This is a genomic window from Dietzia sp. 111N12-1 (assembly GCF_001658045.1).
GTDB classification, from domain to species: Bacteria; Actinomycetota; Actinomycetes; order Mycobacteriales; family Mycobacteriaceae; genus Dietzia; species Dietzia kunjamensis.
Window position 1 is genome coordinate 74459 of sequence record NZ_LSSV01000021.1, and the last position, 24100, is coordinate 98558.

General features: G+C 71.6%; 22 protein-coding genes and 1 pseudogene. 9 read left to right on the top strand and 14 right to left on the bottom strand.

Going from position 1 to position 24100, the window contains the following annotated elements; all coding sequences use genetic code 11:
- Positions 1–26: 26 nt before the first annotated feature.
- From AYO52_RS18805 to AYO52_RS03740, 3 genes and pseudogenes are all read right to left on the bottom strand, one after another.
- The gene (locus tag AYO52_RS18805; RefSeq protein ID WP_067713390.1) at positions 27–449 is read right to left on the bottom strand and encodes a glycosyltransferase family 2 protein; all 423 of its coding nucleotides are present in this window, start codon (positions 447–449) and stop codon (positions 27–29) included.
- 163 nt (positions 450–612) lie between these two features.
- Positions 613–774 (bottom strand): annotated as a pseudogene (locus AYO52_RS18810) (glycosyl transferase family 2); the annotation flags it as partial.
- 6 nt (positions 775–780) lie between these two features.
- A complete protein-coding gene (locus AYO52_RS03740) occupies positions 781–1512 on the bottom strand; it encodes a vitamin K epoxide reductase family protein (RefSeq protein ID WP_067713395.1) in 732 nt (243 codons plus the stop codon).
- A 129-nt stretch (positions 1513–1641) separates the two neighbouring features.
- Between AYO52_RS03740 and mfd the strand changes: the two genes are divergently transcribed.
- From mfd to AYO52_RS18685, 4 genes are all read left to right on the top strand, one after another.
- Positions 1642–5334 (top strand): transcription-repair coupling factor, encoded by a 3693-nt coding sequence (gene mfd / locus AYO52_RS03745; protein ID WP_067713398.1) that lies wholly within the window; start codon positions 1642–1644, stop codon positions 5332–5334.
- A complete protein-coding gene (locus AYO52_RS03750; protein ID WP_082923743.1) occupies positions 5331–6266 on the top strand; it encodes a MazG nucleotide pyrophosphohydrolase domain-containing protein in 936 nt (311 codons plus the stop codon). The genes mfd and AYO52_RS03750 overlap by 4 nt, the downstream gene beginning before the upstream one ends.
- A 465-nt stretch (positions 6267–6731) precedes the next feature.
- Complete coding sequence (locus AYO52_RS03755; RefSeq protein WP_067713400.1) at positions 6732–8465, top strand: sodium:solute symporter family protein; 1734 nt, start codon at positions 6732–6734, stop codon at positions 8463–8465.
- Positions 8466–8483: 18 nt separating this feature from the next.
- Positions 8484–8615, top strand: a complete 132-nt coding sequence (locus AYO52_RS18685; protein WP_096907137.1) for a putative transporter small subunit — start codon at positions 8484–8486, stop codon at positions 8613–8615.
- A 168-nt stretch (positions 8616–8783) separates the two neighbouring features.
- Here AYO52_RS18685 and AYO52_RS03760 read toward each other — a convergent pair whose 3' ends face one another.
- The 9 genes from AYO52_RS03760 to AYO52_RS03800 form a co-directional block, all read right to left on the bottom strand.
- Positions 8784–10118 carry an alpha-hydroxy-acid oxidizing protein gene (locus AYO52_RS03760; RefSeq protein ID WP_067713403.1) on the bottom strand — a complete coding sequence of 445 codons (1335 nt, stop codon included), beginning with the start codon at positions 10116–10118 and terminating at the stop codon, positions 8784–8786.
- Positions 10119–10176: 58 nt separating this feature from the next.
- Positions 10177–10815 (bottom strand): GNAT family N-acetyltransferase, encoded by a 639-nt coding sequence (locus AYO52_RS03765; protein WP_067713405.1) that lies wholly within the window; start codon positions 10813–10815, stop codon positions 10177–10179.
- Between the two features lie 44 nt (positions 10816–10859).
- Positions 10860–11537, bottom strand: coding sequence for a CueP family metal-binding protein (locus tag AYO52_RS03770; protein ID WP_172812106.1), 678 nt, complete (start codon positions 11535–11537; stop codon positions 10860–10862).
- Positions 11538–11627: 90 nt separating this feature from the next.
- On the bottom strand, positions 11628–12317 hold the full coding sequence (locus AYO52_RS03775) for a DUF305 domain-containing protein (protein WP_067713408.1): 690 nt from the start codon (positions 12315–12317) through the stop codon (positions 11628–11630).
- Between the two features lie 36 nt (positions 12318–12353).
- Positions 12354–12794 (bottom strand): hypothetical protein, encoded by a 441-nt coding sequence (locus tag AYO52_RS03780; protein ID WP_067713410.1) that lies wholly within the window; start codon positions 12792–12794, stop codon positions 12354–12356.
- A complete protein-coding gene (locus tag AYO52_RS03785; RefSeq protein ID WP_067713413.1) occupies positions 12791–13489 on the bottom strand; it encodes a hypothetical protein in 699 nt (232 codons plus the stop codon). The genes AYO52_RS03780 and AYO52_RS03785 overlap by 4 nt, the downstream gene beginning before the upstream one ends.
- Positions 13490–13581: 92 nt before the next feature.
- The gene (locus AYO52_RS03790) at positions 13582–15570 is read right to left on the bottom strand and encodes a cation-translocating P-type ATPase (RefSeq protein ID WP_067713463.1); all 1989 of its coding nucleotides are present in this window, start codon (positions 15568–15570) and stop codon (positions 13582–13584) included.
- Complete coding sequence (locus AYO52_RS03795) at positions 15567–15908, bottom strand: helix-turn-helix transcriptional regulator (RefSeq protein ID WP_067713415.1); 342 nt, start codon at positions 15906–15908, stop codon at positions 15567–15569. The genes AYO52_RS03790 and AYO52_RS03795 overlap by 4 nt, the downstream gene beginning before the upstream one ends.
- A 220-nt stretch (positions 15909–16128) precedes the next feature.
- A complete protein-coding gene (locus AYO52_RS03800; protein ID WP_067713418.1) occupies positions 16129–17358 on the bottom strand; it encodes an oxygenase MpaB family protein in 1230 nt (409 codons plus the stop codon).
- A 45-nt stretch (positions 17359–17403) separates the two neighbouring features.
- On the opposite strand from AYO52_RS03800, the gene AYO52_RS03805 reads away from it, so the two are divergent.
- From AYO52_RS03805 to AYO52_RS03820, 4 genes are all read left to right on the top strand, one after another.
- Complete coding sequence (locus AYO52_RS03805) at positions 17404–17997, top strand: TetR/AcrR family transcriptional regulator (RefSeq protein WP_227022067.1); 594 nt, start codon at positions 17404–17406, stop codon at positions 17995–17997.
- A 124-nt stretch (positions 17998–18121) separates the two neighbouring features.
- Positions 18122–18871, top strand: a complete 750-nt coding sequence (locus tag AYO52_RS03810; protein ID WP_067713423.1) for a lytic transglycosylase domain-containing protein — start codon at positions 18122–18124, stop codon at positions 18869–18871.
- A 193-nt stretch (positions 18872–19064) separates the two neighbouring features.
- The gene (locus AYO52_RS03815; RefSeq protein WP_067713469.1) at positions 19065–20906 is read left to right on the top strand and encodes an ABC transporter ATP-binding protein; all 1842 of its coding nucleotides are present in this window, start codon (positions 19065–19067) and stop codon (positions 20904–20906) included.
- Entirely contained in the window at positions 20903–22741 is a 1839-nt protein-coding gene (locus tag AYO52_RS03820; protein WP_082923744.1) for an ABC transporter ATP-binding protein, read from the top strand. Before AYO52_RS03815 ends, AYO52_RS03820 begins: the two co-directional genes overlap by 4 nt.
- 170 nt (positions 22742–22911) lie before the next feature.
- Here the strand turns inward: AYO52_RS03820 and AYO52_RS19110 are convergent, their stop codons facing one another.
- A complete protein-coding gene (locus AYO52_RS19110; RefSeq protein WP_256388217.1) occupies positions 22912–23040 on the bottom strand; it encodes a hypothetical protein in 129 nt (42 codons plus the stop codon).
- A 350-nt stretch (positions 23041–23390) separates the two neighbouring features.
- Between AYO52_RS19110 and AYO52_RS03825 the strand changes: the two genes are divergently transcribed.
- Entirely contained in the window at positions 23391–23588 is a 198-nt protein-coding gene (locus tag AYO52_RS03825) for a hypothetical protein (protein ID WP_067713426.1), read from the top strand.
- 185 nt (positions 23589–23773) lie between these two features.
- On the opposite strand, the gene AYO52_RS03830 is transcribed toward AYO52_RS03825, so the two are convergent.
- On the bottom strand, positions 23774–24100 hold a 327-nt coding region (locus AYO52_RS03830; RefSeq protein ID WP_172812107.1), incomplete at its 5' end, for a cadmium resistance transporter.

The window sequence follows — 24100 nt, forward strand, 5'->3', positions numbered from 1 at the left end:
GGGCCTCCTTGCTCGCGGACACGCGGTCATGACGCGGTGGTCCCTGCGCTGGCGGCGCGTTCGGTGGCGGCGCGTTCGGTGGCGGCGCATTCCGTGGCGGCGAGGTGACCGGCGAAGCCTCCGGGGGCGCGCGCGGTCCGGCGGGCCGAGGTCATCACCGGCGCGGCGGTGGACCACGCGACCGTCAGCCCGGCCGCCTGCGCGCGCCGGACCAGCTGGACGTCCTCGTGCACGGGGAGCGGGTCGAAGCCGCCGAGCTGCCGGTAGGCGCGGGTGGAGATGCCGATGTTGGCGCCGTGGATGTGCCGGTGTCCGGGACCCGGGTGGTAGCCCTCGAGGTAGCTCAGCCGGGTGGCGGGGGTCCAGTCCGACCAGTCGTCGACCGCGATCAGGCCCGCCACCACGTCGGCGCCGGAGCGGGCGACCGCCAGCTGGTCGGTGAGAGCCACGTGCGGGGCACGCGGGAGTCGGCGTCGGTCGCGTACCAGCGCCGCGAGGGGACGGCACGGAGCCGGGCGACGACGATGAGGGCCGCCGCAGCGAGTCGAACCCGCGCGCGCGGGCGATGCCGACGTTGCGGGCGCTCGTCCGCACGATCCGGGCCCGCCCCCGCGCGATCTCCTCGGTGGCATCGCGGCAGGAGTCCAGCACGACCGTCACGGTCACCGGGACCGGGGTGGCGGCGATGCAGTCCTCGAGCGCGTCGAGGCAGCCCGCCAGCAGGTCCTGCTCATCGTGGGCGGGGATCACGACGTCGACCCCGGTGTACTCCACGGCCGGTCAGAGGTTGGCGAAGAAGTCGGCCCAGTAGAAGTCCCAGAACGCCCACAGGATGACCCCGGCCACCGCGAGGTACCAGACCACCACGGGCACCAGGTGCCACCGCTGCAGTGCGCGCACCCACCGCGCCCGGGTGAGCTTGGCCAGCACGTGCAGCAATGTGTACCAGAACATGGGGATGGTGGCCGCCCACACGACCATGCACCACGGGCACAGCACCTGGATCTGGAAGATCGACTGGTAGGCCAGCCAGTGAACGAATCCGGCGGCGAACGTCAGCCCGAGCAGCGCGCCCACCCAGTACCAGCGCGGGAACCGCACCCCTGTGGCGGCGGCGACGCCGATCGCGATCACGATGCCGAACCCGATCAGCCCGATGAACGGGTTGGGGAACCCGAACGCCGCCCCCTGCTCGGAGTTGATGACGCTCTTGCAGCTCATGAGAATGGAGAAGTTGCACGCCGGCGTGTAGTCCGGGTTCTCCAGCAGCCGGATCTTGTCCAGGCTGAGCTCGAACGACGCGACCAGCGCGAGGGCCGAGCCGAGGGTGAGGAGCACGCCGATCCACCGGTCGGTGAACACGCGCGCGCCGATGGTGTCGGGGGCGGCGTCGTCGGCGGTGGCCGCGGCGGGGGAGATCGTCACCGGGCCCGCGGGGGCGCCCTGGGTGTCGCCGTGCCCGGGGTCGACGGGCCGGGGGTCGACGTGCTCGGCGTCTGTGGTCTCGCGCATACGCACAGGCTACCGGGGCGGGTGCGCGGTTAGAGTGGTGGATCTGCGGCCCTTCAGGTGTGCGTCCCACCACCCGTGCGACCCGCACACCCCCGCTCGACGAACCCCCTACCCGGAGGATCCACACGCGTGACCACCACCGCCACCGCCACCACTCCCGCGACCGCCGCACTGTCCGGTCTGGCGGGTGCGGTCCTGGCCAACCCGGCGCTGGCCGACCTGCGCGACGGTCTGGACCGCGACGCGGCGGTGGTCCGCGCGCCCGAGGCGCTGCGGCCGTTCCTCGTCGCCGCCGTGGCGCAGCGTGCCCCCTTGTTGGTGGTGACGGCCACGGAGCGCGAGTGTGAGGAACTGGCCGACGAGCTGTCGGGGTTGTACGACGGCCCGGGCCTGTCCACCGAGGCGGTGGTGCAGTTCCCGAGCTGGGAGACGTTGCCGCACGAGCGTCTCTCGCCGGCGGCGGACACGATCGGTCGCCGGCTCGAGGTGCTGAACTCGGTGTTGTCGGGGCGGCCCCCGGGGATCGTCGTGGCGGCGGCGCGGTCGGTGGTGCAGCCGATCTCACCCGGCGCGGCCCGCCGGGAGCCGGTGCGGCTGGTCAAGGGCGCCGAGCTGGACCCCACCGACCTCATGGTTCGGCTGGCCGAGTTCGCGTACCTGCGTGAGGACATGGTCGCCCGGCGCGGGGACGTGGCGGTGCGCGGCGGCATCGTGGACGTCTTCCCGACCACCGCGGACCACCCGCTGCGCATCGAGTTCGACGGCGACACGATCGCCGAGATCCGCGAGTTCTCCGTGGCCGACCAGCGCTCCCTGCCCGACGGCGAGGTGGAGTCCGCGGTGCTGTTCCCGTGCCGCGAGCTCCTGCTCGACGATGCCGTGAGGGCCCGGGCGGGGGAGCTGGCCGCCGAGCACCGCGCCAACCCGACGCTCGCCGAGCTGCTCGATTCGCTGGCCGAGGGCATCCCGCGCGACGGCATGGAGGCCCTGACCTCGGTGCTCGTGCCGGAGGACATGACGACCCTGCCGATGCTCATGCCCGCCGACACCCGCGTGGTGGTGTGCGATCCGGACAAGGTCCGCCGCCGCGCCGCCGACCTGGCCTCCGCCGGTCGGGAGTTCCTCGAGGCCTCGTGGACCGCGGCCACCATGGGCGGCGACGCCCCCGTGGACAGCGAGACGCTGGACCTGTCCGGGTCGGGCTACCGCACCTTCTCCGCCGTCCGCTCCGAGGCCACCGAGGCGGGCCGCGCGTGGTGGCAGCTCGTCCCGCCCGGGTTCCTCACCGATCCCGAGGACGGCGCGGTCATCACCGTCCCCGCCGGCGACCCGCCCGCCCCGCGCGGCAAGGACTCCGAGATGGAGGCCATGTTCGTCCGGCTCCGCGCGCTCGTCGGCGGCGGCGGCCGGGCCGCGATGGTCGTGCCCGGTCACGGCACCGTCGCCCGCATCCTGGAACGCCTGTCCGAGGCCGAGGTCCCCGCCACGGCCGCGACGGCGGGATCCGAGCCCGCCTCCGGACTCGTGTCGGTCTACGAGGCTGTCCTGCACGGCGGGTTCTCGCTCACCACCGGCGCTAGCGCCGCCGGGGTGGCCGATGACCTCGTCGTCGTCTCCGAAACGGACCTCACCGGCAACCGCCTCGGCTCCACCACCCGCCCCAAGGCCCGCCACTCCAAGCGCCGCAACCAGGTCGACCCGCTGGCACTGAAGGCCGGCGACTGGGTGGTGCACGACCAGCACGGCATCGGCAAGTTCGTGGAGATGGTCGAGCGGCAGGTGCGCGGTGGCGACGGCTCCTCACGGCGCGAATACCTGGTCATCGAGTACGCGCCCGGCAAGCGCGGCGCGGCCGGGGACCGGCTCTACGTGCCCATGGAGTCGCTCGGGCAGCTCAGCCGCTACGTCGGCGGCGAAGCCCCGACGCTGTCCAAGATGGGCGGCGCCGACTGGCAGAACACCAAGCGCAAGGCCCGCAAGGCCGTCCGCGAGATCGCGACCGAGCTGGTCCAGCTGTACGCCAAGCGGCAGTCCGCGCCCGGGCGCGCGTTCGGCCCCGACACCCCGTGGCAGCGCGAGATGGAGGACGCGTTCCCCTTCACGGAGACCGTCGACCAGCTCACGGCGATCGAGGACGTCAAGCACGACATGGAGAAGACCGCCCCCATGGACCGCGTGGTGGTGGGCGACGTCGGCTACGGCAAGACCGAGGTCGCCGTGCGCGCCGCGTTCAAGGCCGTGCAGGACGGCACCCAGGTCGCGGTGCTGGTGCCGACCACGCTGCTCGCGCAGCAGCACCTGGCCACGTTCGCCGAGCGCATGACCGGTTTCCCCGTGACGATCCGTGGACTGAGCCGTTTCACCTCCGACGCCGAGGCCAGGAAGATCCTCGCCGGGTTGGCGGACGGGACAGTGGACGTGGTGATCGGGACACACCGGCTGCTCGCCACGGGCGTGAGGTGGAAGAACCTCGGCCTGGTGATCGTGGACGAGGAGCAGCGCTTCGGCGTGGAGCACAAAGAGCACATCACGTCCCTGCGCACCCACGTGGACGTGCTCACCATGTCCGCCACCCCGATCCCGCGCACCCTGGAGATGTCGCTGGCCGGCATCCGCGAGATGAGCCAGATCCTCACCCCGCCCGAAGAGCGGCTGCCCGTGCTGACGTATGTGGGCGCGCACTCGGACAAGCACGTCGCCGCCGCCATCAGGCGCGAGCTGCTGCGCGAGGGGCAGATCTTCTACGTCCACAACCGCGTGCGGACCATCGACTCCACCGCCGCGAAGATCCGCGACCTGGTGCCCGAGGCGCGCGTCGTGGTGGCGCACGGGCAGATGGGGGAGGAGCAGCTCGAGCAGACGGTCGGCGGGTTCTGGAACCGCGAGTACGACGTGCTGGTCTGTACGACCATCGTCGAGACGGGCCTGGACATCTCCAACGCCAACACGCTCATCGTGGACCGCTCCGACCAGCTTGGCCTGTCGCAGATGCACCAGCTGCGAGGCCGCGTGGGCCGGTCACGTGAGCGTGGGTACGCCTACTTCCTGTACGACCCCGAGAAGCCACTCACCGAGACCGCCTACGACCGGCTCGCGACGATCGCGCAGAACAACGACCTCGGCGCCGGCATGGCCGTGGCGATGAAGGACCTCGAGCTGCGCGGCGCCGGCAACGTGCTGGGCGCGGAGCAGTCGGGGCACATCGCGGGCGTCGGGTTCGACCTCTACATCCGTCTCGTGGGCGAGGCGGTGGAGGCCTACCGCGCGGTCGCCGACGGGGAGAAGGTGGAGGTCGAGGAGGAGGTCGGCGAGATCCGCATCGAGCTGCCCGTCGACGCGTACATCCCCGTGGAGTACGTCGACGGCGACCGGCTCCGGCTCGAGGCGTACCGCAAGCTGTCGCAGGCGCGGGAGGCCGCCGACATCGACGCCGTGGTCGAGGAGTTGCTCGACCGCTACGGGCCGCTTCCCGCCGAGGCCCGCCGCGTGGTGTCCGTCTCGCGGCTGCGGTTGGTCGCGCAGAAGTACCGGGTGCGTGAGATCGTCCTGGCCGGATCGCGCCTGCGCGTGGGCCCGCTCGACCTGCTGGACTCGCAGCAGATGCGCCTCAAGCGCATGTACCCGGCCGCGCAGTACCGGGCCACGCAGAAGACCGTGCTGCTCCCGCTGCCCAAGGCCGCCGGCGCGCGTGCGGGTGCCGGCGGCGAGAAGGCGCGCGACGACGAGATGCTGCAGTACGCCGCCGACTTCCTCACGGCGATGGCCGGGGATCCGGAGGGGTCGAACCCGGTGATCCAGCCGGAGACGGCGCCCGCGCGATGAGCCCGGGCGGCGGGCGGCCCGACTCAGACGCGGACCCGGGCGGCGGGCGGCCCGACTCAGACGCGGACCCCGGCGGCGGGGGCGGGCACGGAAGCCCCGGCGGCCCCGGCGGCGCCCGCGATCCCCGCCGAGAAGAGGATTTCGCACGAGTCCACTCGACCGATACGAGCGAAACCCTCTTCTCGACGGGCGGCGGCGACCGGCTGGCCGAGGCCGTCGAGGTGATGGCCCGCATCCGCCGCGACGGCGAGTGGGAGTCCGCCCAGACCCACGCCTCCCTCCTGCCGTACCTGCTCGAGGAGTCGTGGGAGCTGGTCGACGCAGTGGCGGACGGCGACCGCGACGAGCTGGTCTCGGAGCTCGGCGACCTGCTGCTCCAGGTGCTGTTCCATGCCGCGATCGGGGCCGAGCGGGACGAGTCGCCGTTCGACGTGCAGGACGTGGCCGGGGCGTTGCTCGACAAGCTCCGACGCCGGGCGCCGTACTGGTTCACCGACGGGCCCGGTCGTGGGCCCGGGGCCCTCGATGCCGCCGAGCAGGACCGACTGTGGCAGGAGGCCAAGGCCGCCGAGCGCGCCGGTCGCCCACCGCGCGGTGTGGTCGAGGGGATCTCCTGGGACATGCCCGCACTGGCACTGGGGCAGAAGGTTCTCGAGCGCGTCCGGTCGGCCGGGATCCCCGACGATCTCGTGCCCGATCGGATGCGGGTCGTCCACGTCGGTGCCGGGGGGTTGTTCCACGCCGCCGCCCACGCCGCCGACGACGCCTCCGACGCCGACGGCTCCGGCTCGGCGGAGGTCAAGTACCGACGGGTGGTCCGCGAGTTCGCCGAGACCGTCAGGGCCGCGGAGTCGCGGCTGCCCGTGCCCGCGGCCGAGGCCGGCGCGGATGAGTGGCGCGCCGCGTGGCACCGCCGCACCGACCGGCACTGATCCACACCTCGGGAACACCCGCCTCCCGCACGCCGCCGACCCGCCCACGGGTGCGCCCGGCCGAGGGGTGGTCCTCGCAGTCACCTGCTGAGGGATGTGACACCGCTCTTAAGTTGACGGCACTCCGTTCGCTGAGCGCACACTCGCCGGGGTCGACGGCTGCCGGTTGATCTTGAGTCGTCGGCGCAGGCAGGCACCGCAATGTTTGCGTCTATCCGCAACCTTCTGGGCCTCACTGATCTGGCAACATTCATCCACAACGTTCCCTGAGTATCGGCCTCGGTGGAGAGGGCCGTTTGGGGTTTCCCTCCATCCCGAAGCGGGGTTGTGGGCCGTCAATGGGTGGGGAGCCGACTCCGTTTTGGATCTCCGGACAACGGCCCTGGCCTCGCCGATTCTCAGTTTCTCGTCAGGGTTCTCTATGCTGGGTCCGTTGTTCTGACAATAAAAGAGAGAAAGGCAGATATGGATTTGCTCGGCTCTCCCGCGCTGAGTGCGACTGCGCTTGTATTGCTACTGCTGCTGTTCTACGGCGGCACCATGCTCATGTCCATGCGGATCGCGCGCAAGGACGAGAACGCTGACAACTACATGACGGCCGGTCACCGGATCGGATTCGGCATCTCGGCGGCGTCGATGACGGCCACCTGGATCTGGGCCTCGTCGATGTACGCCTCGGTCAACTCCGGCTACCTCTACGGGGTGTCGGGACCGATCCACTACGGGCTCTGGGGTGCCCTGATGATCCTGTTCATCTACCCCTTCGGCCGACGAATCCGTAAGGTCGCGCCCCAGGCTCACACCCTGGCCGAGGTCATGTTCGCGCGCCACGGGCGCTTCTCCCAGCTGATGCTGGCCGGCTCCAACATCCTGGGCTCGGTCATCTCGCTGACGTCGAACTTCATCGCCGGTGGCGCCCTTATCGCGATGCTCAGCCCGTTCAGCTTCATGCAGGGCATCATCGTGATCGCCGCCGGTGTGCTGCTCTACACGCTGTGGTCCGGCTTCCGCGCCTCGGTGCTCACGGACTTCGCCCAGGTGCTGGCCATGCTCGGCGCGGTCATCATCATCGTGCCGTCGATGTTCTTCTTCCTCGGCGGTGTCGAGGTGTTCTCGAGCGGTGCGGCCAACCTGACCCCGCAGCAGAGCAACTTCTTCTCCTCGGACGCGTTCCTCAACCAGGGCGCGCCCTACATCGCGGCCGTGCTGGCTTACGCGATCGGCAACCAGACCATCGCCCAGCGCCTGTTCGCGGTGCGCGAGGACCTGATCAAGCCGACTTTCATCACGGCGACGATCGGCTACGGCGCCACGATCATCGGCATCGGCATGGTGGGCGTGCTCGCCCTGTACGCGGGTATCGATCCCGTGGACGGCGACCCCAACAACATCCTGCCGCAGGTGGCCGCTGAGTACCTGCCGGGCGTCCTGGTCGCGGTGTTCTTCATCATGATCATCGGGTCGCTCTCGTCGACCGCGGACTCCGACCTGTCGGCCATGTCGTCGATCGCCATGACCGACGTCTACGGACAGAGCCTGCGCAGCAAGGGCAAGGTCCCCAATCCGCGCACGATGCTCATCGTGGGCCGGCTCACGATGGTCCTCGCCACCGCTGCGGCCCTGGTGTTCGCCAACATCCGGTTCAACATCCTGGACCTGCTGGTCTTCGTGGGTGCTCTGTGGGGTGCCCTGGTGTTCCCGGTGATCGCGAGCTTCTACTGGAAGAAGGTCACCAACATGGCCTTCACCGTGTCCGTGCTCGCGGCGCTGGCGGTGTTCCTGCCGACCCGTTTCGGTGCCATCCCGGACAGCGGCGTGCTCGCGTACGGCATCGAGGCGCTGGCGGTGATCGGCGTGGGCGTGGTGCTCGGGCTGATGGTCTTCGGGTTCTTCGGCCTGCGCCCGGCGCTGGTCGTCGGCGCGATCGCGGCCCTGGGCAGTGCGCCGTTCATCTTCGGCTTCCTGCGTGACTACGACACCCTGACCGCTTCGCTCGTGGCGTACGCCGTGAGCACGATCGTCTGTGCCGCGATGTCCTTCCGTAGCTCGATGGACTTCGACTTCGCCAAGATCGCCGCCCGCACCGCCGACTACGACACGGCGGAATCGGCGGAGGCCCTCGAGGCGCAGTCCGACGACGACGGCCGCGACCAGAACGTCCGAACCGATGACGACGACGATGACCTCGTCCGCGTCTAGGAAGGAAGGCAGCTGACAATGACACCGATCCTTCTCACGATCTACGTCCTGATCTGGCCCGTCATCGTGGCCGGCGTCCTCGCCGTCCTCGTCCGTGGCTTCGTCAAGGAGGCCGCCGAGGCCAGGCGCGAAGGCGACCCGATCATCTAGGTCGGCACAGAGCCGGCCCGATGCAGTGCTGGCCCGCCACAGAGCTGGCCCGTTGCAGAGCTGGCCCGTTGCAGAGCAGAGCCCCCGGTTGGCAGTCGCCTACCGGGGGCTCTTCTCATGCTTGAACCCGGACCACGCCGAGAGCGAGCCTTGGACCGGGCGCGAGTCTCAGGCCAGGAGCGAGGCGTCGACCTCGTCCCACGAGCTGGCGCCGCTCAGCGACATGGTGAGGTCGATCTCGGCGAGCAGGTTGTCGAGCACCTCGCCGACGCCGTGTTCGCCGGCGATGGCCAGGCCGTAGACGTGGGGCCGGCCGATCGTCACCGCGTTCGCCCCGCACGCCATGGCCTTGACGACGTCGGTGCCGTTGCGGATGCCGGAGTCGAGCAGCAGTGTCGGCTCCGGGCCGACCGCCTCGCGGATCCGGACGAGGGCGTCGAGGGTGCCGATCGACCCGTCGACCTGGCGGCCGCCGTGGTTGGACACCATGACCGCGTCGACACCGGCATCGAACGCCTGCCGGGCATCGTCGGGGTGCAGGACGCCCTTGAGGACGATCGGCAGCCTCGTCCGGTCCCGCAGGGTCGCCAGGTGGCCCCAGCTCAGTGCCGGGTTGGAGAACGTGTCGAGGAACGTCTGCACGGCGGCGCGGGTCTCGGGGGCGCGCAGGTTCTCCCGCGTCGAGCCCGGGTGGTTGCGCGCCATCTCAAGCAGTGTGAGCGCCGCCTGCGGGGTGACCTTGACGGCAGCGGCATCGGCATCGGCGCCCGCGGCCGCACCCGCCGCGGCCTCGCGCTCGATCCGCTCGGCGACCAACTGCCGGAAGCGCGGGTCCGAGGTGTACTGCGCTATTCCGACGCCGCGGGTGAACGGCAGCGAACCAAGGTCGAGGTCCCACGGCCGCCAACCGAGGGTGGTGGTGTCGAGCGTGACGACCAGGGCCCCGGCGTCGATCGCCTCGGCGCGGGCGATGAAGCTGTCGACCAGTTGCTCGTCGCTGCTCCAGTACAGCTGGAACCAGCGGGGGCTGGCCTGCATCGCGGCGGCCGTGGCCTCCATGGGCGAGGAACCCTGCGAGGAGAAGATGTACGGCAGTCCGCGCCGGGCGGCGGCCCGGCCGACCATGACGTCGGCGTCGCGGCGGATGAGTCCGGCGGCGCCGATCGGGGCGACCAGGACGGGCGCGGGGAGCGTCTGCCCGAGCACCGTGGTGGAGATGTCGCGCCGGGAGGTGTTGCGGAGCATGCGTGGCACCAGCCGACGGCGGTCGAAGGCCTCGCGGTTGGCGGCCATAGTCTGCCCCGAGCCGGCTCCTCCGTAGACGTAGGCCCAGGCCTTCTTCCCGCCGGGTCGTCGCAAGAGCGCGCGGCGGGCGGCGGCTTCGAGCTTCTCCGCGCCGGTCGGCACCGCGGGGGTGATCCCGGAGACGCCAGAGCGGTAGATGACGTTCTGGCGCGCGCGGCCGAGCGTGTTTGTGATGGGGGTCACGAAGTCTGCCGTCATAGCCGTGAGCGTACTGAGTGGCTCGTCGCGTGCGCGGAGGAGGTGCCGCCCGGCGGGTCTACTCTGCGTTTCCGTCGGGCCGGCCGGACCGGTCCGCGCTGTCGACGGGCCGACGGACCATGGCGGTCGAGGACTGTCCGGGAAGCGTCGGCACGGAGCCCACTGCCTCGAACCCGAACCGCTCGTAGAGGCGACGGCTCGCCGGGGTGGTGGATTCGAGGAACGCCAGCGGGGTCGCGGAGTGGTCGACGACCCTCAGTCGGTGCTTCAGCAGTGCCGATCCGACGCCCTTGCCGCGGGCTCGGGGACCGGTGCCGATGTCGCGGATGTACCAGTGCGGTTCGGTGGGTCGGTAGGCCTCGATCTGGAGGGTGTGCCGGGCACCGCGGCCCAGGGGGAGCCGGCCCAGCGTCCACAGGGCCGCACCGGAGATCGCTCGCCGGGCGGTGCCCAGAGCGCCGGGGGCGGCAGGGGGCTGCCAGAGGACCGCGCCGACGACGCGGCCGTCGTCCATCGCGACGTCGACCCACTGGGGGTGTCGCCGCACCCGGCGGAGGTAGTACGAGGTGAGTTTGGTGTGCCGGGTCTCGTCCTCGGGCAGCGTGACCGACCATGCGGGGTCGTCGCGGAACGCCTCGCTGAGGATGCCGGCGATCGCGGGCGCGTCGGCACGCGTGGCGGTTCGGACGGTGACCATGGGCGGGCTCCTGGCGGGTGCGGGTCGGGTGCGGCGTCGGGCTCTTACGTCAGGTGCGCCGTGGTCAGACAGGTGAGGTCGTCGTCGCCGGTGGCGATCGGCACTGTCGAGGACTTCCCGTCGTGCTCGACTGTGAGGGTTCCGGTGAGGTCGCGGGGGAGCCACAGGCCGACGAACCCGTTGTCGTAGGCCGTGCGGGTCTCGTCGACGACCGTCTGCCCCGCCTCGTCGGTCACGGTGATGTCGACGGGCTCGCCGGCCATCTCGCCGAGGCAGGTGGTCAGACTGTGGAAGAGACAGTCGTGGGTCTGGTCCTCGTAGGGCGCGACGGCGAGGTAGAAGTGCTCGTCCGGCATCGGCAGGGTCGCGATGGAGCCGCCGGCGGTGTCGGTGAGGACGAGCTCGGTCGGCTGGACCGAGGCGAGGAGGGTGGCGGGGCGCTCGGCGACGGGCATGGTGTCGAGGTGCTCGATCACCCCGCGGGCGTCCATATCGGCCAGTCCGTACCGGTCGACGATCTCGGCCGCCGCCACCTGGCTCGACTCGGCCTGGTTCTGCCCGCTCTGGTTCTGTCCGCCCTGGTTCTGCGCGCCCTGGTTCTGCCCGCTGGGGCTCTGGTCCGCCTGGCCGGGTTGGGTGGCGCCGCAGGCGGTGAGGGTGAGCCAGCTCGCGGTGAGGGCCGCGGCCAGGGCCCGGCGACGCAGTCGAGGGGTGGTGGTCATTGCTGGGCGGGCTCCTTGTCGCGTATCACGCTGTCGGGTATCACGCTGCCGGGTGCCGCGTGGCCTGTCAGGCCTCACAATGCGCAGGCCTCACATCGCGGCGAGCATCTCACGCATGCGCGCGATCTCCTGCTGCTGGGTGTCGATGATCGACCGGGCCAGGTCGACGGTCGGCTGATAGGTACCGTCCGATACCTCCCCCTGTGCCATGTCGATGGCGCCCTCGTGGTGGGCGATCATCTGCTCCAGGTACAACCGCGCGGCGTCGGTGCCCTCGGCGTCGAACAACTGCTGGAGCTCGTCGGCGGAGAGCATGCCGTCCATCATCGACATGTCGTTGCCCATCACGGGCATGCCGCCGCCCCCGTGACCCCGGTGGCCGTCGCGCGGTCCGGGCGGCTGGCCCCATTGATCGAGCCACGCTTCCATCTGATCGATCTCGGGGTTCTGTCCGGCCTTGATCTCCTCGGCGAGGGCGGTGACGTCGGCGGGCACGTCGGGCTTGGCGAGCATGATGTCGCTCATCTCGATCGCCTGCTCGTGGTGCGGGATCATCATCCGCACGAACATCACGTCGGCGGCCGAGCGCTCACCCTCATCGGCGGGAGCGTCGGCGCCGGGCTCGGACGGGGCGTTCGTGCCGGACTCCGCGCTGGCGTCGGCGGAGGTGCCGGCCGGGGCAGCCGCGGTCGCCGTGTCGTCCCCGCCCCCGGTGCAAGCGGTCAGGGTCAGGGCGGACGCGGCCACGGCGGCGGAGACCAGGAGCGTCGTGCGGGTCATGGCGGGTGTCCTCTCCTCGGGGATCGGCAGGCGTGCTCAGCCCAGGGTATGCAGTACTGCGAGTCCGAGCGCCCCGCACGCCGCGGCGACGAGCAGGGAGGCGAGCGTGCCGATGATGAATCGCTCGCTCACCGCGGGGTTCTCGCGGATCTCGGGGTATCGGCCGAGGGCCTTGATGGCCACGACCACCGCGGCGAGCTCGAAGCGCCCGGCGAGGATGGCCGCGGTGAGTCCGACACGTTCGAGGATCCCGATCCACATCCCCCCGCGCAGCACCTCGCGGACAGCCGGGGCGGGGTCGTCGCGGCGGCGCACCACCGGAGTCCGCGTGTCGCCGCTGACCTCGACGGTCGGGGGTTCGGGGACCCGCGCCGAGCGCAGGACGAGCGACGCGATGGGCGAGCCGAGCGCGGCGGAGGCGATCAGGCTCAACGCCACGACGATCGCGACGAGGATCCAGTCGGGCCAGCTGCTCATCGGTCGGCCTTCCCACGCGCGCCGTCCGCGGCCTTCCCGCGCTGGCCGCTCGCCGGGCTGCCGGCCCCGCCCACGGCCGCGTCGTGCGCGCCGCCGAGCAGCCGGTCGAGCACCGGGTACGCGGCGCGCTCCTCGCGGATCTGCGACAGCCGCAGCGCCCCGGTGACCGAGGCGGGCGTGATGCCCAACTCCTCGGCGGCGGCGACCTGGGTGGGGGAGCGGTCGACGGCGTCCACCACCCGCCACTGCGCGTCGGTGCGTCCGAGCACGAGTGGCGCCACCAGTGCCCATACCGCCTCGCAGTCGGCGGCCCACGCCGTCGCCGAGCCGCGGTCGTCCCGCGATCCGGGGTCGCCCGGCACCCGTATGGCCACCGAGCCGGGGAGGCCCTTCGCGGCGTCGACGGCGTCGCGGGCGGCGAGGTAGGCGTCCCCGCGACCGGCCCTGGTCCCGGAGGAGTAGGACTCGTCGTCGACCTCCCCCGCCCCGACACCGCAGTGCCAGTCACCTTCGCGCAGGGCGACGAGCAGCGCCGACCGCACCGCGGCAGGGTCGTCGAGCAGGCCCTGGACTTCGTCTCCGGCCGTGCGCTCGAACGCGGCCGCGGTCGGGATGTCCGCCAGTGCGTCGATCAGGGCGGGTACCCGGTCGGCGCTGCTGCGGCTGCGGCGTTGGTCGATGGTCACCACGTACATGGGGCGATCGTGCCACACACCGCCGACATAAGGTGAAAACACCTAAAAGTGACGAATTAGCCGTTATCGGCTAATTGCGCGAACTGAGGCGTTCAGGCCTCACGCGCGCGCGCCGTCTCCGCAGGTGCCGAGGGGATCCGCGCCGCCCGCAGCCCGTTGAGGATCACGATGACCTCGGCGACCTCGTGGACCAGGACCACCGCGGCGAGCCCGAGGGCGCCGGTGATCGCCAGTGGGACCAGGGCGGTGATGAGGATCAGTGAGAGGACGATGTTCTGGTTGATGATCCGGCTGCCCCGGCGGGCGTGGGCGAGGGCCCGGGGCAGGAGGCGCAGGTCGGTGCCGGTGAAGGCCACGTCCGCGGACTCGATCGCGGCGTCGGATCCGGTCGCGCCCATCGCGATGCCGACGTCCGCGGTGGCCAGTGCCGGGGCGTCGTTGATGCCGTCGCCGATCATCGCCGTGGGCCGGGTGCGGGCGAGCTCGGCGATCGCGTCGGCCTTGTCGCCGGGCGAGAGGTCGGCGCGGATGTCACCGATGCCGGCCTGCGCGCCGAGAGCGGCCGCGGTGCGTGGGTTGTCGCCGGTCAGCATGCTCACGCCGATGTGGTGGTCGGCCAGGGTGGCGACGACGACGAGGACCTCCGGCCGCAGTTCGTCGCGGATGCCGATGGCGCCGATCGGGCGGCCGTCGCGGTGGACCACCACCACGGTCATGCCCTCGTGCTCGAGGGTCGTGATTTGCCCGGTGAGCTGTCCGGCGGCGAGCCGGCGTGGTGAGCCCACGGTGACGAGGTGTCCGTCGATGGTGCCGCAGATCCCGTGCCCGGCGGACTCCTCGACGTGCTCGGCGTCTGCGATTCCCGGCGCGGAGACCCGCGGGTCTGCCGGGTCCTGCCGGGAGGCCCCGGCGAGGGCGGCGGAGGTGATGGCGGCCGCCAGCGGGTGGGTGCTGTGGCCCTCGACGGCCGCGGCCAGGGACAGCACCTCGGACTCGCTGGTGCTCGGGGTGGTGAGGACGCGGACGACCGAGGGCTCGTTGCGGGTGAGGGTCCCGGTCTTGTCCATCGCGAGGTGACGGATGGTGCCGAGCCGTTCGAACGCCGCCCCGGACTTCACGACGACACCGAACCGGCTGGCCGCGCCGATCGCGGAGACCACGGTGACGGGCACCGAGATCGCCAGTGCGCAGGGCGAGGCGGCGACCAGGACGATCAGCGCGCGGGTGATCCACAGCTCCGGGTCGCCGAGCAGTGAGCCGAGGCCCGCGACGAGCAGGGCCAGCACGAGGACCCCGGGGATCAGCGGGCGGGCGATCCGGTCGGCGAGGCGGGCCCGGTCGCCCTTCTCGGTCTGGGCGCGCTCGACGAGGCCGACGATCGTGGTGAGCGTGTTGTCGGTGCCCGGGGCGGTGGTGGTGAGGTCGAGGAGGCCGGAGGTGTTGATCGAACCGGCGAGGACGCGGTCGCCGGGCGTGACCTCGACGGGGATCGACTCGCCCGTGACCGCGGAGGCGTCGACGCTGCTACGGCCGCGGGCCACGATCCCGTCGGTGGCGACGCGCTCGCCCGGGGCCACGACGAGCATCTGGTCGACACGAAGCTCGGCGGTGGGGATCTCGATGGTGCGGGCACCCCGGCGGACGGTGGCGGTGTCCGGGACCAGCGTCAGCAGGGAACGCAGGCCGGAGCGGGCGCGGTCCATCGCCTTGTCCTCGAGCGCCTCGGCGATCGAGTAGAGGAAGGCCAAGGCTGCGGCCTCCTCGACGTAGCCGAGGATCACGGCGCCCACGGCGCTGATGGTCATGAGCAACCCGATGCCGAGCCGGCCGCTGGTGAGCAGCCCGCGGATCGCTGCCGGGGCGAACGTCGACCCGCCGAGCAGCAGGCCGATCCAGAACAGGGCCTGGCCGGCCGGTCCGGCTCCCGACCACTCTGCCCCCCACCACTCTGCCGCGAGGCCCGAGACGAACGCGACGCCGGACGCGGCCGGGATGAGGACCGCCGGGTCCTTCCACCACGGTCGATCCTTCTCCTCGGGGTCGGCGGGCGCCGGCGCCTCGCAGCCGCACGCGGAGGTCATGACGCCGCGCACGTGGGGCAGTCGGAGACCGCGCACTCGGCGTCGCGGTCCACGGCGAGTGTGATGTCGAGCAGCGCGGTGAGTGCGGCCTCGAGGTGCGGGTCGGCGATCTCGTAGCGCATCTGCCGCCCCTCGGGCGCGGCCACGGCGATCCCGCAGTCCCGCAGGCACCCGAGGTGGTTGGAGACGTTGGGCCGGGTCAGTTCGAGTTCGCGGGCGAGGTCGGCCGGGTACCGGGGCCCCTCGAGCAGGCACAGCAGGATCCGGGACCGGGTGGGGTCGGCCATCGCGCGGCCGAGCCGATGCATCACGTCGAGGCGGGTGGCACGCGTCAGCATACGCTGAACTGTACAACGCACGCTGAACTGACGTTGAGCCACCAGGCGGCTGTCTGGCCTCCTCGCCGCCATAGCCCGCCGACAAGAGGAATTCGTGCACCCGTCTCTCGGGCGATACGCGCGAAATCCTCTGCTCGGTAGGCAGGCAGGCAGGCAGGCAGGCAGGCGGGAAGGCAGGCGGGCGCGGGTCGGGGCGGGGGCCCCTCGGGGGAGTCCGGCGTCAGGTGGTGGCGGGGCGGCCAATGTCGGGCCGGGAGTCGCCGAAGGTCTCCTTGCGCTCGCGGTCGCGGACCCGCTCGCCCCACGCGTCGAGCCGGGCGCGGCCGAACGGCGTGCGGTAGCGCAGCGTGTTGAGCGTGACGAGATAGGCGTGGGCCCACGGCGGCCGGACGGGCAGGCCGAACTCGCGCATCGACTCACGTCCCAGCAGCACGGTGAGCATGCTCAGCAGCCGCTCGTGCCCCACCCGGGCGCGCAGTCGGGGCAGCGGCCCGCTGCGGTGGCGGCGTCGTTGGGACTCCACCAGGGCCTGCGTGAGCTTCGGTCCGGCCTCGGAGATACCGGCCTGGGACAGCAGGATGTGGTAGTTGACGCGGTGGCGTTCGCGTTCGCCCTCGACCAGGTAGTGGTCGGCCACGCCCATGAGCCAGCCGACGTAGCGCCACATGTGCATCACCGCGTCCGAGTCCTTGCGGCTCACCGGCACGCCGAGGGTGCGCACCCCGAGCAGGACCACGGCGTCGAACAGGCCGAGGGTCGAGGCCAGGTCGCTCTGGTTGATGGGCAGGCCCCAGCGCTGGCTGTCCCAGCGCGGCTCCATGGCGTTGTTGACCACCGCGTGCATGGCCCGCACGTGGCCGGTCAGTCGCCACGCCTCACCGCCCGGCCGCAGCCCGTCCGGGATGGACAGCGACATGGTCCAGTGGCTGGTCTCGGCCAGGCGGCGCAGCGTGGTCTCGCCGGTCAGGCCGCCGGTCGCCACCAGCAGGTCGGTGGGTCCGCCGAACCGGTAGCCGCCGATGAGGGACAGCTGCAGCAGGATGTCGGCGGCGTTCTGGCCGAAGCGCAGGTAGGCCTTCTGTCCCCGCTCGATCTTCTCCCAGTCGACCCACTCCGGGGTGTCCTCGAGATGCGCGATGTAGTCCCGCAGGATCTGAGGCGCGTCGTCGGGCAGGCCGGCCGAGCCGGAGTGCAGCGCCTCGTCGAGCTGGCGGCGGGTCACCGCGCCGGGCTCGCCGGACCGTAGCCGCATGGCGCGGGCGAGCTGATCGCCCAGATCGTCACGCTCGAAGTAGTCGCGACCGATCCGGTCCATGAGCTTCTCATCGAGGTGGCCCACGCCGGCGATCGGCTTGAGGGCGCGGCCGAGGCGACGGCCACGCTCCTCACCCTCGCGGAAGCGCTGGGGGTACGGCATTACGGATGCTGTCTTCTCGGGCGTAACGGTCATGCCATGACTATGACGCGAGTTTTTACTCGCATACAATTCGCGTTTATGAGAAGGGTGCCCAAGCAGGCGAGATCCCGCGCGATGGTGGAGCGGATCGTGGAGGCTGCTCGCGTTGTGCTCGTGCGCGACGGCTACGAGTCGTTCACCACCAACCGCGTCGCCGACGAGGCGGAGGTCAGTCCGGGATCGCTGTACCAGTACTTCCCGGACAAGTCCGCGCTGGTCGCGGTGGTCATGGACCGGTGGTCGGCGGAGATCTCCGACCGGGTCGCGGCATCGCTCTCGGCCACGGGCCCGGTCGACGTGAAGAGCCCGGCGACGGCCCGGTCGATCGCCGACGCCCTGCTCACCGCGCTCGAGGCCGACGCTGGACTGCTGCGCATCATGTGGGAGGAGCTGCCCGCGGTGCGGCACCGGGCGGCGCAGCACGCCCTGGAGCAGCGGGTCCGCGAACTGTTGGCGGTCTACCTCGCGGCCGCCGGCGCCACGAGCGGGGACCCGGCGGCCCGGGCGTGGGTGATCGTCATGGCGGTGGAGAACATCGCCGTGCGGTGGGTGCTGGACCGTCCCGCCATCAGCCGGGACGCGCTGCTCGACGAGCTCACCTCGCTGGCCGGGGGCTTCGGCGGGCGCGGCTGACCGCGGCGGGCCCGCCGCTTACCTCGGCGCCCGCGGCTGCCCGGACGCGCGAGGTGCCGGCCCGCCGGGAATCGGGGGATACCCCGACGCGCTGCCGGGCCCCGCTCGGGCAGACTTGAGCGCGATGCCCACCCTGACCCCCCGCGCCACCGCGAGTCTCGCGGGCCTGGTCGCCGTTGCCGTGTTGTCGTCGTCGTGTTCCTACGGGCCCACCCGCGAGGCGCCGACGCCCATCCCCCCGGGCATCCCGCCCGCCGCCGGGGCCCCGGTGCCGAGCGTCGACATCAACGCGCCGGGCCGCACCTCCGACCAGCTGCGCGAGTGGGCGGCGGGCCTCAACGAGCCGATGAATATCCCTGTCGCCGCACTCGCTGCCTACGGCAACGCCGCCGAGACCATGCGGCAGACCCGTCCCGAGTGCAACCTCGCCTGGACGACGCTCGCCGGGATCGGGCACGTGGAGACGCGGCACGGCCGGTACCGCGGGGCGTCATTGAGTGACGACGGCTACGCGCTCCCGCCGATCATCGGCATCAAACTCGACGGCTCGCCCGGCTTCGCCGACATCCCCGACACCGACGGCGGCGAGCTGGACGGCGACACCGAGAACGACCGGGCCGTCGGGCCGATGCAGTTCATCCCCGAATCGTGGCGCAAGTACGGCGTCGACGCCAACGGCGACGGGCGCGCCGATCCGAACCAGATCGACGACGCCGCCGTGTCCGCCGCGCGCCTGCTGTGCACGAACGGGGGAGACCTCTCGCAGGCCGAGAACTGGCAGCGGGCCGTGCTCGCCTACAACGCGTCGCGCGAATACGTCATGGACGTGCGCGACGCGGCGGCCGCCTACTCGGTGGGGACGACCGCGCCGTAAGGGGGCGCAGTAGGGGGACGCCACGCTGGGGACTGCCTCACCCATCGGGATGCGACTGACCTACGGGGCCCCGCAGGTGCGGCGGGCAATCCGACAGGTGAGGTGTGGGCGCCGCTGCGTGGGCGCCGCGAACTACGCTGCTGAGTCGGCCGAGTTTGCAGGCGAGATCACCAACGGCGGGAGTCCCACACCCATGTCAGCACCGACGTCGACGCGCCGGCAGTCCGCGGGCGCCCCGACCACGGCGGATGCGCCGACCACCGCCAACGGGCTCCTGCTCCGCGCGGTCCGGCGCCGCCGGCACCTGGTGGTCCCAGGCCTGGTGCTCATGACCCTGTGGCAGTTGTGTGAGGCGCTGGTGCCCATCGCGATCGGCGTGATCGTCGACGTCGCGATCATCCCGCTCGACCGGTGGGCCCTGCTGTGGTCGGTCGTCGGGCTCATCGCGCTGTTCACCGTGCTCAGCCTCGGCTACCGGTTCGGCGCGCGGATGAGCAACCGGGCGCTGCAGGAGGAGGCGCACGATCTGCGGGTCGAGGTGACGCGGGTGCCGCTGACCCGGCGCCGCGCGATGGACGGTGCGAGATCCGGTGACGTGCTCTCGGTGTGCTCGGCCGACGCCGACGTAGCCGCGCTGGTATTCCGGCAGATCGCGCTGGGCGGGTCGGCGGTGATCAGCATCGTGGGGATCTCGGTCTACCTGTTGTGGACCGACTGGCTGGTCGGGCTCATCGTGCTCATCGGCGTCCCGCTCAGCCTGGTGCTGGTGGCCCTGCCCAGCCGCGCCATCTCCCGGCACAGCACCGCCCAGCAGGCCGCGATCGGGCGGGCGAGCAGCCGCGCGACGGACATCATGGCGGGCCTGCGTGTGCTCAAGGCCGGCGGCGGGGAGCGCTGGGCCGCGGAGCAGTACCGCACGGCGTCCGAGGAGGCGGCCGCGGCGGGGATCGTCACCGCCGAGCGGACGGGGCGGGTCCAGGGGATCGGCTCGCTCGGCATGGCCGTGGTCCTGGCGCTGGTCCTGCTGGCCGCCGGCTACCGCGTCCTGGCCGGGGAGATGGAGATCGGCACGCTCGTCTCCGTGGTGGGCGTGGCCGTCTTCTTTGAGGAGCCGGTGCGGATGATCACCCAGATGGTGTCGATCTCCGCCCGGTCCCACGGCGCGGCGCAGCGGCTCGTCGACCTGCTGGGGTCGGCGCCGGTCGACGACTCCGGCGACGAGGTCCCCGCGGGGGCGCGGTTGGAGGTGCGCGGGCTGGCACTGCCCGACGGCCGCCCGCTCGACCTGGAGGTGGCCGAAGGTGAGGTCGTCGCTCTCGTGGCCGATCAGCCCGCCGCCGCGAACGCTGTCACCCTGGCGATCGCCGGGCACGGCGACGGGGCCGACGCCGTCCTGGTGGGCGGGCACCGACGCAGTCACCTGGCGCCCGCGATCGCCGAGCATCTCGTCGCCGCGCCGCACCGAGTGGACCTGTTCGTCGGCACCATCCGTTCCAACATCGCGATGAAGCACGTCGGCGCGGGGGACGACGACGAGCTCGGTGGCCCGGGGGTCGGCGGTTCGGGACATGGCGGCCCGGGGGACGACGACGAGCTCGGTGAGTCCGGTGCCGGTGGCGAGGCCGCCACCCCGATCTCTCATGAGGTCCTGCGCGCCTCGGCCGTCGCGGAGATCATCGAGCACCTGCCCGACGGGCTCGACCACGCGGTGCAGGAGGGCGGGCGGAACCTCTCCGGCGGTCAGCGCCAGCGGATCGCGCTCGCCCGAGCCCTCCACGCCGACCCGGACGTCCTCGTTCTCCACGAACCGACCAGTGCGGTCGACGCCGTCACCGAGTGGGAGATCGCCCAGGCCGTCCGCCGACTGCGAACGAGTCGGCCGCGGCAGGCCACGCTGATCGTCACGTCGTCGCCGCCGTTCCTCGCGACCGCCGACCGGGTCGTCCACCTGCCCCGCAGCGGCGAGACGCGCACGGGCACCCACCTCGAACTGCGCGAGGCGTCGGCCTCCTACCGGACGGCGGTCGACCGATGAGCACAACCGAGACGGGGACGACCCGCGAGATGACGACCACCGCCGTGTCGATCCACGCCACCGCCGCGGACGGCCCGGACGCGGCAGGATCCTCCGGCGCGCTGCCGCTGGCGACGGGCCGCGAGTCCCTGGCCGTCCTGTGGCCGCTGCTCCGGCAGCGGCGCGGATACCTGGCGCTGGTGTGCCTGGCCGGGCTGATCGGATCCGTGGCGGGCCTCGTCGCGCCGTGGGTGATCGGCCGGCTCGTCGATGACCTGCCCGGCAGCGAGGACTACACCGCCGTGTGGATCGGCGCGGGCGCGATCGCCATGGCCGGCATCGTGGGCGCCGGCTGCACCTGGGCCGGCCAGGCCTGGCTCGCCCGGCTCACCGAACCGACCGTCGCCCGTCTGCGCGAGATGGTGATGGACCGCTCCCTGCGCCTGGGCGCGGCGCAGATGGAGACGACCGAGACCGGTGACCTCGTCTCCCGCGTCGCCGAAGACGCCCGCGAGATCAGCCAGGCCGCGACCGCCGTGATCCCGCTCGTCGTGCAGTCGGCGTTCACGGTGATCGTGTCCGGGGTGGGGCTGGCCACGGTCGACTGGCGGCTCGGGCTGGTGGGGCTGCTCGCCCTGCCGATGTACTGGACGACCCTGCGCTGGTACCTGCCCCGGTCCGGCCCCATCTATGCCGCCGAGCGCGCCGCCTTCGGCAGCCGGGCCAGCCGTCTCCTCGGCGGGATCTCCGGGTCCCGGACCCTGCACGCCTACGACGCCCAGGACTCCGAGCTGGAGCGGATCACCGCCGCGTCCGCCCGCGCCCGGGACCTGTCCATCCAGGTGTTCCACTTCGTCACCCGCGCCTTCAGCCGCAACAACCGCGCCGAGGTCACCGTCCTCGGGCTGCTGCTGGTCGTGGGGTTCTTCCTCGTGGACTCCGGCGCCATCACCGCCGGTGCCGTGACGACCGCCGCGTTGCTGTTCCATCGGCTGTTCAACCCGATCGGTGCGCTGGTCGGCATGGTCGATCAGGTCCAGTCCGCCGGGGCCTCGCTGGTGCGGATGGTCGGAGTCATCACCATGCCCGTGCCCGAGCGCACCGCCGCGCTGCACTCCACCGCCGCCGGGGCCGGCCCGCTCGAGCTCACCGGCATCACGCACACCTATGGAGAGGGCGCTCCCGCTCTGATCGACGTGGACCTCACGGTCGCGCCGGGCGAGGTGGTCGCGGTGGTCGGATCCACGGGCGCCGGCAAGAGCACGCTCGCGCTGGTCGCCGCCGGCTCGGTGGTTCCGACGCGGGGGAGTGCGCGACTGGGTGGGGTCCCGCTGACCGACGTCGACCCGGTGGAGCTGCGGCAGCACGTCACGATGGTCTCGCAAGAGGTGCACACCTTCGCGACCACCGTGGTCGAGAACGTCCGCGCGCCCCGGCCCGATGCGGGCCTCGCCGAGGTACGCGCCGCGCTGGAGACCGTCGGTGCCGATTGGGTCGACGACCTGCCCGACGGCGTCGACACCCTCATCGGTGAAGGCGGGCATGCGCTCGACCCCATGCAGAGCCAGATGATCGCGCTGGCCCGCGTCGAGCTGGCCGACCCGGACGTGGTGATCCTCGACGAGGCCACGGCCGAGGCCGGGTCCGCCGGCGCCCGCCGCCTCGACGTGGCGGCCGCCGCGGTGCTCCGCGACCGGGCCGGTTTGGTGGTCGCGCACCGGTTGAGCCAGGCCGCGGCCGCCGACCGGATCCTGGTGATGGACCACGGCCGGATCGTCGAATCCGGCACGCACGACGATCTGCTCCGCGCGGACGGGCGGTACGCCGAACTCAGCCGGGCGTGGTTCGGGGCGTGAGGTCGGTAGGTGGCGGACTGCGATGCCGGTGGTGGTGCGCGCGCCGCGAAGGGTGACGACATCCACGGCCGCAGCGGCCGGCCGGTGAAGAGTACGGACTCTGCGGCTCGAACAGAGCCGTGCTCACGTGGCTCGCGGATCGCAGGAGCAGCGCCCGGCTGTCAGCGCGCCTAACCGAGCTCGTCCGCCACTCGGACGGCGGGGATCCAGTCGATCCCGAACACCCGGGCAACCTCCGCAAAGGTCGAGGCGTCCGCATCGGTGCTGGTCGCCGACGCGATGAGACGGGACAGCATCACCGTCCCGGCCCGCTCCTCGATCGTGCCCGCCGTCGCCAGAAGCCTTCCGTGCCGGTGCTGTGGTCGTATGTCAGAAGTCCGATACTGATGCCACTGGCCGGCAGGTTACATCCGTGTACCAGGACGCGTCGTCTGGGTCTCTCGACCTCGGCTCCCTCACTGCCGGCAACCTGTTCGGCTCTTCCAACTAGGCCTGGGACGACGTGGCCGGTACTGACCCGGCCTACGCAACCACGACGCCCCGCAGCCCTCTGGAGGCCCCTGGCGTTCGCCCGTAACGGCAAGCCTCTTGAGGGGCTTGTCGGAGCGGTGTCCTATCATAAAAACATCCCTCACATTTAGGAGTTTTTATGCCGCCGATCGACCTCAATGTCCCGCTTTTCCCGTCTCTGCCCGGCACGGGCGGTGAGCAGATTGGGGCCGTGATCGGTTCCATTGTGCTGGCACCGTTCCTCTACGCCACGAGCCAGATCGGGCTGGCTCTTGGGCTCACTGGAAGCCTCGCCTCAGTCGAAATGAGCGTCGGCGGCGGTGGGTACTACTACTGAGCCTCAGCCCTCTGACAGCCCTCGCACTGTGTCCTGGTGCGAGGGCTGTCATGTGGACTTGATCGCTCTGTGGCGGTCTTCTGTGGCTACTTCTTGGCGGCGCCGTACCAATCGGGCGTTCTGGCCGGAAGAATTAGAGCGAGTCGGCGGCTCACGGGTGCGTGGTGGGGTTTGCGTCGGTTTTGTCAGAGTCCGAATGCTCCGCCGCTGATCAGGATGAAGGCGCCCAGGCCGATCAGGACAGTCGGGAACAGGATATGTTCCCAGCGCTCTAGGACTTCGGCGATCGGTCGGCGGGTGGCGACGAACTTGGCCAGGCCCACCAGTCCCGCCACCAGCACCAGGAACACGATGCAGTAGGCAACTACGGCTCCCGTGCCCACGTTGAGAAAGACGGGGACGTAGACGCCGATGTTGTCGCCGCCGTTGGCGAAGGTTACGCCGGCCACGGTCCACACGGCGACGTTCTTGCCCTCGACCTTTGCATCGTCGTCGTCATCATCGTCCCCGCG